Source organism: Arenibacter flavimaris, assembly GCF_030291335.1.
In the GTDB taxonomy this organism is placed as follows: domain Bacteria; phylum Bacteroidota; class Bacteroidia; order Flavobacteriales; family Flavobacteriaceae; genus Arenibacter.
The window spans coordinates 1-17,887 of record NZ_JASWIM010000060.1; the positions used below are offsets into that span (position 1 = coordinate 1).

General features: G+C 37.9%; 13 protein-coding genes. 3 read left to right on the forward strand and 10 right to left on the reverse strand.

Features of this window, described 5'->3' with window-relative positions:
- Nucleotides 1–325: 325 nt before the first annotated feature.
- Nucleotides 326–439 (forward strand): BfmA/BtgA family mobilization protein, encoded by a 114-nt coding sequence (locus QSE00_RS25320; protein ID WP_353477500.1) that lies wholly within the window; start codon nt 326–328, stop codon nt 437–439.
- A gap of 380 nt (nt 440–819) precedes the next feature.
- On the opposite strand, the gene pafA is transcribed toward QSE00_RS25320, so the two are convergent.
- From pafA to QSE00_RS24265, 9 genes are all read right to left on the reverse strand, one after another.
- Nucleotides 820–2,457 carry an alkaline phosphatase PafA gene (gene pafA / locus QSE00_RS24225; protein WP_286107879.1) on the reverse strand — a complete coding sequence of 546 codons (1,638 nt, stop codon included), beginning with the start codon at nt 2,455–2,457 and terminating at the stop codon, nt 820–822.
- A 64-nt stretch (nt 2,458–2,521) separates the two neighbouring features.
- Nucleotides 2,522–3,613, reverse strand: coding sequence for an SGNH/GDSL hydrolase family protein (locus tag QSE00_RS24230; RefSeq protein WP_286107880.1), 1,092 nt, complete (start codon nt 3,611–3,613; stop codon nt 2,522–2,524).
- A 116-nt stretch (nt 3,614–3,729) separates the two neighbouring features.
- A complete protein-coding gene (locus tag QSE00_RS24235) occupies nt 3,730–4,890 on the reverse strand; it encodes a phosphodiester glycosidase family protein (protein WP_286107881.1) in 1,161 nt (386 codons plus the stop codon).
- A gap of 148 nt (nt 4,891–5,038) precedes the next feature.
- Nucleotides 5,039–6,757: a right-handed parallel beta-helix repeat-containing protein gene (locus QSE00_RS24240; protein WP_286107882.1), complete on the reverse strand. Its 1,719-nt coding sequence runs from the start codon at nt 6,755–6,757 to the stop codon at nt 5,039–5,041.
- A 15-nt stretch (nt 6,758–6,772) separates the two neighbouring features.
- A complete protein-coding gene (locus tag QSE00_RS24245; RefSeq protein WP_286107883.1) occupies nt 6,773–7,696 on the reverse strand; it encodes a phosphodiester glycosidase family protein in 924 nt (307 codons plus the stop codon).
- Nucleotides 7,697–7,708: 12 nt separating this feature from the next.
- A complete protein-coding gene (locus QSE00_RS24250; RefSeq protein WP_286107884.1) occupies nt 7,709–9,040 on the reverse strand; it encodes a RagB/SusD family nutrient uptake outer membrane protein in 1,332 nt (443 codons plus the stop codon).
- A gap of 10 nt (nt 9,041–9,050) precedes the next feature.
- A complete protein-coding gene (locus QSE00_RS24255) occupies nt 9,051–12,362 on the reverse strand; it encodes a TonB-dependent receptor (RefSeq protein WP_286107885.1) in 3,312 nt (1,103 codons plus the stop codon).
- Between the two features lie 330 nt (nt 12,363–12,692).
- The gene (locus QSE00_RS24260; RefSeq protein ID WP_286107886.1) at nt 12,693–13,856 is read right to left on the reverse strand and encodes a FecR family protein; all 1,164 of its coding nucleotides are present in this window, start codon (nt 13,854–13,856) and stop codon (nt 12,693–12,695) included.
- A gap of 165 nt (nt 13,857–14,021) precedes the next feature.
- Nucleotides 14,022–14,627, reverse strand: a complete 606-nt coding sequence (locus tag QSE00_RS24265; RefSeq protein ID WP_286107887.1) for an RNA polymerase sigma factor — start codon at nt 14,625–14,627, stop codon at nt 14,022–14,024.
- Between the two features lie 699 nt (nt 14,628–15,326).
- On the opposite strand from QSE00_RS24265, the gene QSE00_RS24270 reads away from it, so the two are divergent.
- Nucleotides 15,327–16,496, forward strand: coding sequence for an IS4 family transposase (locus QSE00_RS24270; RefSeq protein ID WP_286107888.1), 1,170 nt, complete (start codon nt 15,327–15,329; stop codon nt 16,494–16,496).
- 226 nt (nt 16,497–16,722) lie between these two features.
- On the forward strand, nt 16,723–17,088 hold the full coding sequence (locus QSE00_RS24275) for a TlpA family protein disulfide reductase (RefSeq protein ID WP_286107889.1): 366 nt from the start codon (nt 16,723–16,725) through the stop codon (nt 17,086–17,088).
- 247 nt (nt 17,089–17,335) lie between these two features.
- Here QSE00_RS24275 and QSE00_RS25325 read toward each other — a convergent pair whose 3' ends face one another.
- The gene (locus QSE00_RS25325; RefSeq protein WP_353477501.1) at nt 17,336–17,677 is read right to left on the reverse strand and encodes a group II intron maturase-specific domain-containing protein; all 342 of its coding nucleotides are present in this window, start codon (nt 17,675–17,677) and stop codon (nt 17,336–17,338) included.
- Nucleotides 17,678–17,887 lie beyond the last annotated feature (210 nt).

Below are 17,887 nucleotides of genomic sequence, written 5' to 3' on the forward strand. Positions count from 1 at the left end.
TTCTTTTTGACCTTGATAAACCCTATCATCACTTTCAAAGTTACGTTGCCCTTTCAATGAACTTATTTCTAAGTACACTCTACCCTGGGGCAACTCAGTACGCACAGCAAGAGGGTAACACGCCGAGGCGATGTTAACGATTGATTTTTAGATGTAATTATTTGATATATAAACAGTTATTATTATAAAAATTTAAGCAAGGATTGACGTTTTACAGTAAACTCTCTGAAAACCCCCATAAAATGGCAATTTTTTACAGTAAATGGAAGAAAGTATCTATCGAAAATACCGCTTTTCGGCCATCAGCATCAAAAAGTAAACGGCCGTGCGCTTTCGGGCATTTTCCCGTCTGGTGTCGGATTCCCATACCCGGGCCCTAGAGACCGTCATGGACTTCTTTGAGAGGAACATGTTCATCCCCTTATTAGTGGTATTATGATTAATGCCACTTTATATGTCATTTTTTTTGTGGGCTTGCTTTCCTTTTATAAGAGATGAAATAATTGCTTGGGGAGAAATGAACCTGTAGGTAAGAGTATTTTAATCAATGTTTTTTATATTTTAAAAAATAGAAAAAAAATATATATTACCATAAATCAACGTATTATAGGACAATCTTTCGTAATTTTAGGTTCTTCTACAAATAACTTGTCCAATGTTTTTTTTAATCTTGTGCAGTTTGATTTACAAAATCCGAATCAAACACAGAAAAATAAAGCTCTGGGGGCGTTTTATTGTGACTTTTTCAACCCTAAATTGGCATTATTATTTAATAGACCTTATGTAAAATAAAAAAGAAGACTTTACTGACTCTATCCCTCAATTTGAAAACAACTCCATAATCACTGTTTTATCAGATGCATTTGCCAATGGAATATTCAACAACATCGACAAGGTAGGTGCTATTTGGGTGATTTGATATTCCTTTACGGTCTCGCCTTGGGGTATGCCACTGCCATACCATACAAGCGGTACATGCGTATCACTGGTATATGCTGTACCGTGCGTGGTTCCATTAGATCTTTTATCCATCCAACCCGAATATGTGTGGTAAATAATATCACCCGACTCTTCTAGGTTGAAACTGTTTTTTATAAAGGTACCCATAGTACTGTTGGAAAGTGGCCATGTTAAAATACATGGTGCAAATACCTGCTTTATACCTGCTACGGTTTTTAAAAAAACAGCCGATTTATTTATGACTTCTTCTTTTGAAATGTTGGTATTGCTAAAATATATCTGTGTGTTATCTAAATAGGCCACATATTGATTTTCTCCAAATACTTCAACCAAATATGCGTTTAACTGTTTTTTAAGTTGTTTGGTATTGAAAAATTTACCCGGTAGTTGTTTTGTTTCCAGAAAAACGGGGTGGTCGCTTGCCGCATGATCGGCTGTTAAGAACAATACATAGTTATTCTTTCCTATTTCTTCATCCAAAGTTTTTAACACTGTAGCTATTTCACGATCCATACGCACATAAGTGTCTTCTATTTCTTTGGAGCGGATTCCAAAACCATGTCCCACGTAATCTGTACTGGAATAACTAACAGACAAAAAATCGGTTTCTTTTCCTTTGCCCAACTGCTCCCCTTTTATGGTTGCCTGTATCAATTCCGTCAAAATTGTGTTGCCATAAGGTGTTTCGGGAAGCATTGCATAATTGCGGTTTTTACTTCTCAACTTTTTAAGGTTGTATGGGAAAGTACTCTTCTTTCTTCCTTTGAATACTTTTTCAAAAACATCGTCATCCACATTGCTGTTCGTATATTTTTCTATGGGAAGCAGTGGTTTCCATACTAAATTCAATAAAGAATCTGCTTTGTTTTTAGTATTGAATGCTATAAGCCATTCCGGCAGTCTTTCTTTATAATAGGAGCTTGTCACAAAATGCCCTGTGCCACTATTGTACCAGTATGCAGCATCTGCCAAGTGGCCTGCCGGTGAAATGGCACTTCTGTCCTTTATTGAAAGACCTATGACCTTAGACCTTTCGTTTGTAAATAGTTTTAGCTCATCTGTAATGGTCGTGGTCTTTATATTTTTTGGCGATCTAGAAAAGTTTTTATTTTCCTCATCTTTATTCAAGCCCGAATTGTTGACCAAAAACACCGTAGAATCTTCCACACAGTACTTTTTCCGTTTTAAATCCCTACTGTACCAGCTGTTTGATACAATGCCATGGTTTGTGGGCGTAGTTCCTGTATAAATACTGGCATGCCCCAAGCAAGTAGTCGTAGGTACATAATTATAATGTGTATTCTTTACATTATAACCTTCCCGTAGTATGCGTTTAAAACCGTCCTCTGTATAATTGTCTTGAAAACGGTACAAATATTCGTATCGCATTTGATCGACCACAATACCTACTACTAATTTTGGTTTTTGCTGCTGAGCGAAACCTAAGTAGCAGTAGGTTATTGCCAAAGTGACTATTGTTTTTAAATGGAATTTCATAATTAAATATTTTACAGTTGTATAATCAAAGCTAAAAAGGCGTTACTATAATGGACTCTTTAAACTAAAGTCGGTTTAAAATGGGAAGTATTTGCAGTTTTATAACTTGTAGCATTCTATCGAAACCTAAGTCGTTAGGGTGGGTACCATCTACAGTTCCTTCATGGTCATTTCCCAGGAAGTCGTCGGCAAAAATAAAATATAGGTTTTCAAAGCCTTCTTTATATAATTTTTGGACTTCCTTATAAATATTATGGTTTTGCCGGGCTACTTTATCCCCTATTGCCCGATTGAAATACCCATGTTCCCGGATCACACTTTGCATGACGATAATGGGCACTGCTTTATGCTTCTTTCTTATGGTTTTAATTAGGTAAGCCGTACGTTCCGTTATTTGCTCCGGAGAACTGTTGGGTACACAATCTAGGATATAGGCATCTGCAGGGATGTCTGAGGCCATATGGGCAACTTCTTTCTCCATTCGTGCTACGCCAGACATTCCTAAATTAAGAAAGTTAAGTCCGGTTTCCCGGCTCAGTCTAGAGGTATAGGCCATTCCTGGACGACTTGCACTGGCACCATGTACAATACTAGATCCATAGACCAAAATTCGCTTTTCAAAAGGTCGGCGGCCTGCTACAATGGTGGCACCGTCCCCAACACCAATATTAACACTGGTTGTTTCGCTATAAAGAGGTAGGTACAATAAATACTCGCGCATTTCACCATCCAAATTATTTACCAAGTTTTTTGAACTACAATCTTTGTCCTTATCCGGTCTGCCCACACCTATAAACTGCCAAGCTCCATTCTCTTTTGTATATAGATCCAATCCTCTAGTTGCCAAAGGTGACATATGCGCAACATAACCCTGTTCCTTACTGCACCATTTAGCGTAAATAGCTTTGCTATTAGTTTTAAATGAAATTGCCATTCCTGCCGAGGTCAACAAACGCGTCTTAACAATGTTTGGAATATTAGGATAGTCTGTTGGATCGATACGATGGAAAAACTGCTCTGTTTCTTTTATTTTACCAACTAAAGTGAACGTATCTGCTGAATGGAATTGAATTCTTTTTTCACCCTGACCATAACCATTTTCAACTCCAAAAAGCAACCCGGTTAAAATGGCAATTTTTAATAACGTTTTTTTCATGATGTTACTTATTACAAACCCTGCATATGGGCTAGGTTTTGTTAAATTCTACTTTGGAGCCGGCAATAACTATTCTTGCCCCATTATATCGGTCGACTTATATCCCTAACAAAATACTAATGGGACAACAACAAATAGTTTAAACACGGACGCGCGCCGTTTTTATCACTTGGAGTGTTTTTAATCTCTCCTAGTAACCACAAAGCTGAAGAACCTCCGCCATCTAAGTTTAACGCATCGGTACAGTTATTTTCTAAAAATAGCTGGGAAAGTTCTTTGTAATTTACCCCTTTAGAGCTATCCGATCTACCATCTACCACAATCCAAACTACGGTATTGTCTTTTGCGTTAACACCTAGGGCCGTTCGTGGATGTATCCCTCCTCTAGAACCACTAATGGTTTCTTTATTCTTAATTACATTTCTTCCTTTAACCACCAAAGGAACGCCTCCCGAAATATGGCTGGAAAGTTTCAAAGCCCTAGCTGTTCTTTTATTTACTAGCCTTAAATTGATTTTAAACAATCTTTGTTGCTCTAGTTCTGCAATTATACTTTCGGTATTCGGCATGTTCAAAGCCAAAATATAATCCTTGTCCCCTAAGTCATTGGGCAGTGATTTAAGCACATTCACATAACTAAACTTTCTACGGTGCTTTTTAATTAAAACCAAAGTGTGGTTTTTAGGCTGAATGGAATCAAAGTCTATATGCGAATCATAAAGGATAATAGATTGCTCTGCTTCGTTATATTTAATGGTATTCACCCCTGTTAGTGCGTAATTGCTTTGTTTAGTCTTTAACTCGCCTTTGAAATACACAGAATCTAACCGTATATAGTTCTTTTTATCAATGTTGACCCCAAACTTCATTTTATCAATATGGGCATAAACAATTTGGTTATTGCTCACTTGAAAACCTTCCACCTCACCATTCTTATATGAAAAAAAGTCACCATTAATAGCTGCCATAACGGTATTATCTGCTGTTGTTTCCCTATTGGAAACCATTTCTATGGTTTCCCTTTTTAAATCTGGCAGCCTATTATTTGCAAATACCGCGTTTAGTTTATTCTTTTTGGACATTTTAAACTTATATACATAATATTGTAAAGGCATTGAAGGTACGTTTACATGTATGTATTCACTTCCGTCGGCAAAAGTTTGCCGATCCAGCGTATCCCTTTCTTTGACTATTTGAGCGTGCAATACGGCTCCCAAATGTAGCGCAAGGACTACTACTATTGGTTTGTGTCTGATTTTATATTGAATGTTAAACATAATGTTCCTTATTTATTGTAAATACTAAAAAAAGGCGGTCCAAAAAGTAAACCTTACGCATTGCAAAGAGCGAAGCAATCAGTTGACAGCTTACTTCAATTACGTTCATAATGCCGTACTTTTTAGACCGTCTTGTCTTAATAAGGTCCTAATCGATCAAGGCCCCCATAACAGTATTTCCTGCCCTATCTTTCCCTATTTGATCATTTGTAGAAAAATCATCTGGTACGGCAGGGGAAAAGTTAATGCCCAATACTTGCAATTGGGTTACATTCATCCCATTTGTCCTTGCAGGGTTACCGTCCCCTACAAGCTTACAGGTTTGTGTATTACCGCCGTTATCAGCCATAGCCTCCAACATAGTACTTGCATCAAATACCTCTCCAGTCAATTGAACTCCATCCTCTCCAAAAACATCGCTGCCTATAATACTATATTCATAACCCACATCGCCAACAATATCAGAAGCGGCACCGTCCCCTATGTTTCCGGCAATAATGGAATTGTACAAATTAATTGTACAACCTGCTGTATTGTTAATACCCCCTCCATTGCCACCAGTATTGGCCGTAATGGTTGAACTGACAATATCTATTGTAGAATTATCGTGTGTATGAACTGCTGCACCCAATCCTGGTGCTGCTGTAGTTGTATTTCCGTAGACTGTACAATTAACCAGTAAAGCCTGTGTATTATTTCTAGCATACACTCCAGCTCCACGGGAACCAGCTGTATTATTGGCAACGGTACAGTTGTACATACGTAAAATTGATGACCCATAGGTTTGTATAGCACCTCCAACGCCGCTAGTAACATTGTTTTCTATAGATGTATAACTTAATGTAGCAATACCGCCATTAAGGTATATCCCTCCGCCATTTGACCTAGTTCCTTGGTTTCCTGTAATCTTAGAGTTGTTCATGATAAGTTCGGCCCCACTAAACACATACATCCCAATGCCATGACCGGTAACCTTGTTATCCGTTATAATGCAATTGTTGATTTCCAATCTTCCATTGGCAATAATAACACCTCCTGCATAGCTTTTAGGATAGTTAATACCATTAACGGAATTGTTTCCAGAGCCATTGGCATTACCGTCTCTAATGGTAAGTCCGGATAATTTTACACTCTTACCATCAACCTTTGCTGCGGTAATACTTACAACATGGTTAACCTGTGTTCCATTATCCAATAAGCCACTTAAAATAGTTTCGTTTATAGAGGCATCCGGAGTTTCCCCTTCGGTAGGGTTGGCTGAGTAACCGCCTATAAGTTCTATATTTCTAAAAATATCAAAAGTTATTTCATTATCATCACTCCCCGTTATACCTCCAAAAGTGTACACTGGTATATGAGTCCCTGATGCCAAATGGATTTTGTCATCATCAAAAATATCCATAGTCAATGCATGCGCAAGTGTTGTTGCGTTATCCCAATTTGTTCCATCCCCAGTGCCATTAGGTTTTACATATATATGTTGGGCAGTATCTGGAGGTAGATCTCCAGCTTCTTGAGAAATGTTAAGTGTAACCCTATTATTTTGTGTAATCCAAACATCTAAACTTCCTTGCCGGGTTTCAACAGTGATATTATTCTCAACAGAATACTCCAATGTGGTACTACCAGCATCCCCTTGTAGGGTTTTTAGGCTTATCCAGGAGGTATTGCTTTCGGCCCGCCAAGGCAAATTTGAATTCACTGTTATACTGTGGTCACCGGCAACTTTACCTACGGTTTGTTCTGTTGCACTAAGACTGATATCCTCTTTCTCTGGGGTAAAAGCCCCATAATCATCATCGGTTTGACAAGCTGCGAAGCTTAAGAGTAAAATACTAAGTATGAGCTTTATTTGAAAATATTTCATGGTTGTGTTTTTAGTTTATTCTGAAATGATTACGATTCCATTGGCTACGCTACGTTCTTGCCCCCCATTGTCCGAGGGCCAGTTCCTAAGCTGAAACCGATCTTCTGTAAAGTCAGGTGTAGTACGTGTAAAAAAGGTACTTGAACCTCCCCCGTCTATATTCATAGCATCATAAGCACCAATAGCCGAAAATATTTGAGCCATGGAAGCATAATCAATACCATTGGAATAAGTAAAGTTTCTACCATCCACAACCAAGAAATAAACTGTATTTCCATCTTTAGAAACACCTACCGCCGATCTAGGTTCAAGGCGTTTATCTGTCTGCGGTAAGATGATACCATCATTAAGTAAAATTACGCGTCCTCCCACGGCTTCTTTAAAATCTTTGTTTTGGAGTGCATATTCCTCTTGATATCCTACACTGGCGGTACCGTCTTTTTTAATGGCAAACCAATTAAAAGTGGGGTCTACAAAAGTGCCTTTTATAGCTACGCCATCTTTGTAAACTATCCCTCTGGGTATTCCTGTGGTTGCGTCAAAAAAATCACCGTTGAAGCCTGCCCAAACAAGATGGCCTTCCTTATCTTCATAAGCAGCTTGTTCGGTCATTTTCTGCCTACCATAAGCAGGTGAGTTACTAGGGGTAGAAACCTCTATATTAATACCTGGAGTAGTTAGATCGACCGTAGAAATAAATGCTTTAATAGAATAGCCCTCTGAATTGATGTAGTTAATTTCCGTAGTTTGCATCCCCTCCACTATAGAATAGGTAGAGTCTGACTTTACCATAGCTACCAAGTTGGTGTTATTCTGAACGAGTTGACCTATTTCGGTTGTCGCCCCTCCTTCATAATTGGTGTACATATAATCATCATTGGAACAAGCCACAAACTGAATGCAAACAAATGTGAGTATAATATATTTTAAGTTTTTCATTATAATTTGTTTTTAATACCCTGGATTAGGGGTTAAATTTTCGTTTAACAATAATTCTTCTCCTGGTATGGGAAAAAGCTGCTGATAATCTAACAGACCTAATTCATCGATGGCCTTGTCTGTCCTAACTAAATCGTAATACAGGAACCCTTCACCCAAAAATTCTTTTTTCCGCTCTAATAAAACATCATCAACAAAAGCATCTTCGTTGCCCGGAAATACATTATCCAGCCCTCGTTCGTTCCTTAATTCGTTCAATCGGGCCACTCCTCCGTTAACACCTTGTGCCTCTGCGCTTATAAGGTACATCTCGGCAAGTCTTAATACAACAAATGGATCGGTTCCGGTCTGTCCGCTAGGATACTTGTTTACCATATCATTGCCATCAATACTGGTAATTGAAATTTCCCTTCTCAAATCGGTATTGCTGTACAATTTCATTAAATCTGTAGTTGGCCGGTAGATCCAACTCCCTTTGTTAGGGTGCGCGTAGGAATAGAACAAGGTGCTAATGGTTATACTGGATTCTTCCGACCTATTTTCAAAAGCAAAAATGATTTCATCATTCTGTGCCTCCCGAAAAATTTTATCAAAACTATCTAACCGGTGGTTGGTCTGGTTAATAATGTACTCAGCGTTTTCAACAGCCTCCGCCATCTTTCCCTGATGTAGCATTACTCTGGCCCTTAAAGCAATTACAGCATTTTTAGATAACATATAATAGCTTTCACTACTGTTATCCAATAGCGTTTCTGCTAGGTTTAACTCCTTTTCTATAAAAGCCCAGACTTCATTTTTTGGGTTGCGAGCTACTTTTTCCATGGTGTTTTCCTCCAAGATCGGAACAGCACCCCAGCGTATAACAAGATTACTATAAATGTAAGCCCTAAAAAAATGGGCTTCACCTTGTGTTCTTGTCTTTAACTCTGAATCCGGTAAATCTTTAGTAATGCCCAATACATTATTTACTTGGTACAGGGCACTATAATATCCTGCCCAGCTATTGACTATGGAGCTATTAAGTGGGCTTAGTGTATTGTTTATTAATGAGTGTGCTGTACCCGATACAGATTGGAGCTGTCCCCCCAAGATATCGAACATAATAAAAGATTCCCGACTGGGATCGTTCTGTACTTGATTGTACATTCCCAAACGCAATGCAGATAGATCACTTTCGTGAAGATCCTCTGGAGCTATAGCGTAACCGGGGTACAAATCAAGCTCTGATGAACATGAAAAACTTACAAGCAGCAACAGGGTTAAAAAAATCTTACCTAAGCTTTGCGCTGTATATCCGGTCAATTCTGTCTTCGACTTTATTGTATTTTTAAATAATAACATCATTGTATTTTTTTTAGAGTGAGACATTTACACCTACACTAATGGTTCTAGGTTGTGGTACAGAATAATTATCATTACCCAAAAATCTTGGATCTAAACTGGTATTAACTTCTGGATCCCATCCTGAATAATTGGTAAACAACAACAAGTTATCTCCCTGGGCATATACCCTAAGCTTGTTCAGCCCCATAAAACCTTGTTTAAAATTATAGCTCAGTGTAAGGGTTCGAAGTCTAATAAAGGAGCCATCTTCCAACCACATATCAGAATTTCTGGCATTATTGGAATGATAGCCCCAAATGGAGCGTGGAATTTCATTGGATGTTCCAGGGCCTGTCCACCTATTCTTTACTGTTTCTTCAAGATTGGCATTTATATATCCAACCCTTCCTGTTCCCCTTTGTTTCCAAGAAGCGTAAACATCATTGCCAAACATAAAGGTTGTAAAAACATCTAACTGAAACCCTTTATACTTAAAAGTGTTGTTCCATCCACCATAAAAATCCGGGCTTGGAGAACCTTTTATTACGCGGTCATCATCATTTATTATTCCATTTCCATCTACATCGTTCCATTTTACATCGCCTGCACGCACCCCTAGATTATATTGTTCTTGTGGTACATCACCGTCATATTGATATAGGCCCTCCATCTCAAAAAAGTACCATGCACCTATCTCCTTGCCAACCTCTAAGGCTTTGTTACCTCCTATTGGAATAATTCCATCTTCATTATTTAGCTTTGTTATTTTGTTTTTATTGGATGAGATATTAAACTGTGAATTCCATTGTAATTTCCCAAAATTAAAGTGTGAGTTTAAAGTAAATTCGATTCCATTATTTTGAATTGACCCAACATTGGTTAAAATACTGGAGGTTCCCGAAGTTGTTTGTATTGGGGTGCTATACAAAAGGTCTTCCGTATTTTTTACATAATAGTCCAACATAAAATTTACCTTACCATCCCAAAAACCGACATCAACCCCCACGTCAAACTGTTTGGTTGACTCCCAGCTCAAATCTTCATTGCCAAAACTTCCAACGGCTATACCACTTTCTCCACCATAATTGTATCCTCCAGATATTAGGGGCTGGTAAGCAAAATACCCAATACCATCTTGATTACCGGTTTCACCATAACTAGTCCTGAATTTGAAATTCATCCGGGAATCCTTAAAAAAATCTTCTTTGCTTATGTTCCATCCTAAAGATATTGAAGGAAAAAGCGCCCATCTATTGTCCTTAGAAAACCGAGAAGAGCCATCACTCCTCAGCGAAGAGTTCAATACATACTTATCCTTATAAGAAAAAGTTGCCCTACCAAAATAAGATTCCATAGCGAAATCTGAAGCTGTACCATAGGCATCAAAAACTTCCGAAGCTACAGAACTGACATCAAAAGAAGGTGAAGGAAAACCCCTAGCATCAATTTTAGAACTTCTATTTCCTATTCTTTGGAATGAATGCCCTAACATAAAGCTTGTTTCCAGACCATCAATAAGGGAGAAATTGTAATTTAGCAAGTTTTCGGTAATATTATTTGTCAAGAGTCTGTCGTACTCTACCAAACGCCCTACTCCTGTACCGTATGGATGGTTTTCATTATAATAAACATAGTCGTAAGTGTAAAATATATCTGTACTAAAAGAGGTCTTCCATGATAGATTTTTTGTAAAATCAACTTTCGCATATACGTTGCCTAAAAACCTTAGGTTGTCCACATAAGCCTCCTGCTCGTTCAATATTTGAATAGGGTTGTGCCTTAATAATTGATTTGTCCCTCCGAAATAATACTCGCCATTTGGTTTGTACACCCTGTCGTAAGGTCTTTGCTCTACAGCTCTAGCAACTATGGTACTACCAATATTGGCTCCCGGAACGCGATAATTTTTAAGATAGTTACCACTTGTTGAAGTGCCTATGGTCAACCATGAAAATAAATCATGATTTAAGTTTACCTTTAAATTTACCTTTTCAATTTTATTCCCCTTAATCACCCCTTCCTTTTCAGTATAATTTCCTCCAACATAAAAATTGGTTTTCTTACTTCCGCCAGAAACCGACATATCTAAGTTTACAAACTCTCCATTCTGGGTTATAACATCCAGCCAATCTGTATCAGGCAATCCCTGAAATGGGTTTTGCTGGTTTACAACATAACCACTGTCTCCAATAGTGTAGCCGTTCTGTTTGTTGTAATTATCTATTCCTTCATTTAAAACTTCTACATAAAGTTCAGAGTTACTAAACTTTATTTTATCGGGATCGGCAAACTGTGATACGCCAGAGTTTAAGTTAATATTTAGCTGTGACTTACCTTCTTTACCTCTTTTTGTTGTAATCACTACAACCCCATTAGTAGCTCTAGAACCATAAATAGCGGCCGAAGCAGCATCTTTTAAGACAGATATGGACTCTATGTCATTAAGGCTTATAGTGGCCAATGCACTCATACTCTCCCCTAAATTGAATATAGCTGCATTAGAATTAGTAATTGGAACACCATCTATTACATATAAAGGTTCTGTACTGGCACTCAAAGATGCTGCACCTCTTATCCTGAGAGTTTCACCTGCCCCTAAATTACCTGAGGAATTTCCAATTTGAACACCAGCCATACGGCCATCTAACAACTTAGCTGGAGATAATGTTGGACGAAGGTTATCTTCAGTAATTTCTATTTCACTAACGGCACTTGTCAGTAGTTCTTTTCGTTGACTTCCATATCCTATTACCACAACATCATCCAATTGGCTAACAGCAGTATCCAATTCAATGTTAATCGAGGTTTGATTGCCCACAATAGCCTCTTTGTCTTGAAAACCGATATTGGTAAAGACCAAAACTGCCTGTTGACCAGAAACGTGGATTTCGTAGTTTCCGTCAAAATCGGCTGCCACACCGTTTGAGGTTCCTTTTTCCAATACCGTTGCACCGGGCAATGGCACACCCTCGCTATCAGTTACCTTTCCAGTTATGCGAATAGGGTCTTGCGGAGATATTTTATTTAAAGGAGGTTTTGTCTCATTATCCTTTAACAAGAAAATTTGACCGTCATCAATACTAAAAGCTGTTTTTGTTCCAGCGAAAACAGCTTTTAAAATAGTACCTACTTTCTGCCGCCTGGCATCCACATCAACTCGCCTATTCATATCGACATCCTCGGTACTGTAAACGAATCGAAAATCTGTCTTACTCTCAATCTCATCCAACAATCGCTCAACAGTTATGTTGGTTAGTTTCAAGGAAATCTTTTTCTGGGAATAGGTAGAATTTGCCTGTAAAACGAATGTCCCAATAATTAAAAGAACAACACTTAACTTCATTCTTAAGTCAATCTTTACATCTACCCACCCTTTTTTGGGCAATGAAGATAATTTAGTTCGTGAGACATTATTTTTGTTACTATTTAATAAAGTATGAAAAAAGAAAATTACATTTTTTTCATGCCTTGATGACTGAATTGGAAAAAATCCAATTCGATTACAAAATAATTTCATATTTTTATCGTGTTGTAATTGGTTATTTAATCTAAGTAGCCATTTTTCACGATCGGAAAATGTTGGCCCATTTTCCGATTTTTTTTGGCTATCTCTATGTATTTCAATTTATTATAAAGTGTTCTTCATAGGCTTCGAGGTTTTTTAATTTTATTCTTAATTGATTCTCACTTCGTTGTTTATAATGGAATACTCGATTCCATAATGTTTTTTAAAGGCATGCAACACTTCATTTATATCCCCTTCCTTAAAACTGGCATTGAAAGGCTTTCTGCCCAATTTTCTATTGCTGTTATAAATAGTCACATTATAGTTTCGTTCAAGTTTTTTAAGGATATTGTCAAAGGTCACATCACGGAAAACCAACTCCCCGCCCACCCAAGCTGTATAGACTTTTGTAGAAACCTCCTTAGTTTCTATTTCTGAAGTATTTTCGTTGAAAGTTCCTTTTAACCCGGGCGACAAAATCACGCTTCTGTTTTTATCAAAATCCTCTTTATCACTATACATGCCTACAGAACCTTCCACCAAAACAACTTCTGCCCTTTTATCTTCTGGATAATTGGATATGTTAAATTTGGTTCCCAATACATGCACATTCAATTCATCAGCATTCACAATAAAGGGATTTTCCTCATTCCTTGCCACTTCTAAATAAGCTTCCCCAGTTAAGAATACCTGACGTTTCATCCCTTTGATAAAGTTTACCGGATATTTGATAGAGGATCCTGCATTCAAGTAAACGATAGTTCCATCTGACAACTCAATATCAAACCTTTTTCCATAAGGAATGGACAAGGTATTGTAAACCAACTCATCTGATTCTTTGTAACCCTCGTATTTTAATTTGGTCTGGTTCTGTTGGCCAATTACTTTTCCTGAAGTGGAGACAATGGCTTCCGAGGCATTCTCATCGATTACTTTTATTTCACCATTATCCAACTTCAGGGTAATGGCATCATTTTTGGGGACTACTATATCATCATGACCATGATTGCTGAATCCTGTTTGCTGATAAAAAATACCTAGACCAATGAGGCCTATAAACAAGGCAGCAATAGAAGCATATTTCCAAAAACTGCCTTTGGAAACTTTTTCATTTCTTGACTCTAAAAGTATACGGCGAACGATTTGTTTGGATTTGGTTTCGTCCAATTGTGGAGTTTCTTCTATTAACCCCATTACGTCAACCACTGATGGAAAATCATCTGTTTGCTTGGCCGCTTGGAAATATAGCACCACTTTGTCCACTTCTTCCGGTGTACAATCTCCCGCTATAAATTTTAAAAGCAGTTTCTTGATTTCAAGATTATCTTCCATATGGTCCTCTATTTCATTTACTAATACGGGTGAGTTAGATTAGAGTACTACTCTGCATGAAAAAAATCTAAAAAAATTTGGAAATACTTGTGAAAAGTAAATTGAATTACAGAAAATCATCCTTTGAAAAGCAGAAAAGCAGAAAAGCACCACAAATAAATTATGCTATCGGAAAAAGCTATCCAAAAAAAGGTATAATATAGCGAGGAAAACATTCAGATATTCGTCAAGATAAGAACGCATGGACACCAAAGCCTTGCTCATTTGGGTTTTTACAGTACTGGTGGAAATTCCCAGCCTTTTGCCAATTTCATCATAGGTCATACTTTTTTCCCTGGATAACTCAAAGATTTCCCTTCTTTTGGGAGGTAGTAAACTATAAGCCTTTTTCTTGATTTCATCAAAATCAGATTCAATCAATTTAAGGTCCGTACCAGAATATGATTTTTGACTTTGGTAGAATATCGCTTCCCTTAGCTTGGCATCGTTGGCCGCCTTATCCAAAAAATCAAAGCACTTGTTTCGGGCCATGGTATACAGATAAGACCTGAAGGAGAGATTTGTGTCAAGTGTTTCTCTTTTTTGCCAAACTTTCATAAAAACATCCTGTAAAAGTTCCTCGGCTGCGGCTTGGGATTTGATTAATCTAAGGGTATAGGCATAAATTCTATCCTTATAGACATAATAGAGCTTGATAAAGGCTTTTTCATTGCCCTTTTTCAACTCTGCCACCAATAGTGCTTCTCTATTATTTGAATCTTCCCCTGACATTCCTTTAATTGATCAAACTATTTCGGGATAGTCCCAACTGTATTTTTCACCCCTAAATTAGTAGCTATTTGTCGACTATCATATTTTAATGATGTTAACAAAATGAAAAATAATTGCCTCATTGCTAAATTAAGGTTAACAAAATTAATAAGAATACCGTCTCATTGCTAATTTTTTATTTTTTTTATACTTGACATATTTTAATATTCAAACTTAAATACGGTATTATTTTTTAATTTTATATAGTCCAGTTTTACAAACAATTATAAATATCTTTAAACTGTCTTACAGATGGGGAGTAGTGTAATCCGACATCCATAATTTTCACAACTAACTAACCCTCAGGTAGTAACAGAAATTTTTATTTAGAAAATAGTAAAATCAATGTTAAGTTACACATTGAGAAAAGGAAAATAAATAAAAACCTGACAATCGACTGGCTTGAAATCAAGAAAGCTTCTGGATCTACAACCGATTTTTTTTCGGAGTTTGAAAAATTTAAATCAATGCACGAAAATAACTCGGAACGGAAGAATCAGTTATTCTCAAGACTTGACGAGATATTTAATAAATATCCATCGACACTAGTGGGCATTAAACATTGGACTAAGTTCTTTGAAATTCTTTGTATATCGTATCTGGGAGAGTTTTTGATAGCGTGACGATTTGAATCGGAAAATGGATTTTTGTAAAAATTCCATGAACCAAGGAAAATATGTCTTCTCCCAGATCACCGAGTTCCTTCCCCGAAGGGTATTCGACCGCATCGTAGAATCCCACCAGGGAAACAAGTACGTCAGGAGCTTTACCTGTTGGAACCAGATGTTCTGTATGGTCTTCGGCCAACTGACCGCACGGGACAGTATGCGCGACCTTATGCTCAGCTTGGAGGCCCACCGTCCCAAATATTATCATCTGGGGTTCGGGACCACCGTTTCGAGGCGCAACCTTGGGACCGCCAACGAAAAAAAGAACTACAGGATCTTCGAGGAGTTCGCATACGTGCTGATAGTCGTGGCCAGAAAAAGTTGTTACCGAGACGATTTCGAGATCGCCCTTGAAGGCAATGTGTACGCCCTTGACTCGACTACGATAGACCTTTGCCTGAGCGTGTTCTGGTGGGCGGAGTTCCGAAAGGCCAAGGGAGGGATAAAACTCCATACCCTATACGACGTAGTAACGTCCGTGCCGAGCTTCCTTCTCATAACCAAGGCCAGCCTTCACGATGTCAACGTATTGGACATGATCATCTACGAGGCCGGAAGCTTTTATGTCATGGATAAAGCCTATATCGACTTTGCCCGTCTATACAAGATCCACCTTCGAAAAGCCTTTTTCGTTACTAGGGCCAAGGAGAACATGCGCTTCAAGAGAATGTACTCCATGGCTACGGACAAGGCAAACGGGGTCAAATATGACCAGATCGGCAGGTTGGAGGGGCATTATTCCAAAAAAGGCTATCCCGAGAAGCTACGGCGCGTCAAGTATTACGATAACGGGGCCGGGAAGGAATTCGTCTTCCTGACCAACAATACCGACCTCGATGCCACGGAAATAGCCCTATTGTACAAGAAACGATGGGAGGTGGAACTGTTCTTCAAGTGGATGAAACAGCACCTCAGGATAAAATCGTTCTGGGGAACCAGCATCAACGCGGTCAAGATACAGATCTATTGTGCCATCATCGCCTATTGCCTTGTGGCGATAATAGGGAACAAGCTCAGATCACGTCGTAGGATCTACGAAATATTACAAATATTGAGCATATCGCTACTCGACAAAACCCCTGCAAGAGAGATACTTAAGGGTTACGAATACAAAGATGTCAAAGAAATGGATTCTAAACAATTGAAAATCAACGGGTTTTAAATGCCCACTAATGATCCATCGAATATATTAAGTGGAGATTTACTTTGTAATGTTTCATTAGGTTCAGTATTGACTAGAGATCAATTGAAAATACTATATTCCATTATCGATTGGGGAAAACAGGAATTATTGCGAAAAAACAAGATACGATATAATATTTTTCAAGAAGAAAACATTAACGTGGGAAATTCAATAAAGGATTTTATTTAAAGATGAAAACGTAGAAATTTCCAGTGCGCAATTCATGGGTAATCTTTTATTAATCGACTTTTGGGCCTCTTGGTGTTTACCCTGCCGGGAAGAATTTCCAGAACTAGAATGCATATACAAACAAAATAAAAGTATAGGATTTAATATTTTACGTGTTTCAATTGATGATTCACATCTAAAATGGCTAAATGCTATAGAAAAAGATAAAATAACTTGGGAGAATGTAATAAGTCCAGGAGGATTTAAAATCCTAATTACAGTCGATTTCCAAATTTTTGCAATTCCAAGTAATTATTTACTGAACAAAGAAGGGGTTGTGATTGCAAAAGATGTTAATACGCAAGAACTAGACTCAGTATTAAAAAAAAAAACACATTGGTGACTATAGTTGTGATAAGAAAGGAAGAATAAACATTGCCCAATATATTATGAAAGAACGATAATATAAAATTTAAAAAATTGTAACCAATTAAAAGTGCTTTATAGCATAAAACATTCTCTATGAAAAGTGTGTTTACAAAACTAAAGGGAATGTCGAGTAGGTAAAGGGGAATTTCACCCCTAAACCTCTCACAGAACCGTACGTGATAGTCTCCCATCATACGGCTCTTCTTAAACCAAGACTGTAATTATGGTCTTAGCACGGGATATTGCCAATGATAGAAAAGATTGGGGTAACATCTGGATACCTTCTGTAAGTATCGATAGGCATAGACCCACTCCTTTCGCCTAAAACGACGGTATTTATTACGTACCCACTTGACCAAGCGAATATGCAATATCCTAAAGAGCTTTCGCATATCCGACAATCGGAACTTCCCATAGTAATTGATCCAACCTTGTATCTTTGACCTTAACAGTTCGGCTATCTTGCCAAGGGGGAGCTGTACCCAGCGATGGATATCCCGATTCCTTAGTTCTGCCGAAATCCTGCTAGTGCTCCTTGGACTGATTGCTGGGGTAAAGCCCAATACCTGCTTGCCCCTGACCCTTACTGTTCGGGGTTTGAACGTGAATCCAAGAAAATCAAACTTCTGTTAGGTTTCCTTGACCTTAGATTGCTTCTTTTGGTTGCGATGGCAATAGACAATCCTTGATTTCTCTTCATTGATTTCTAAGTGGCAACTCTTTAGTCGCCCCCTTATCGAACCGAGCAACTTTAATGCAGCATATTTATGTGT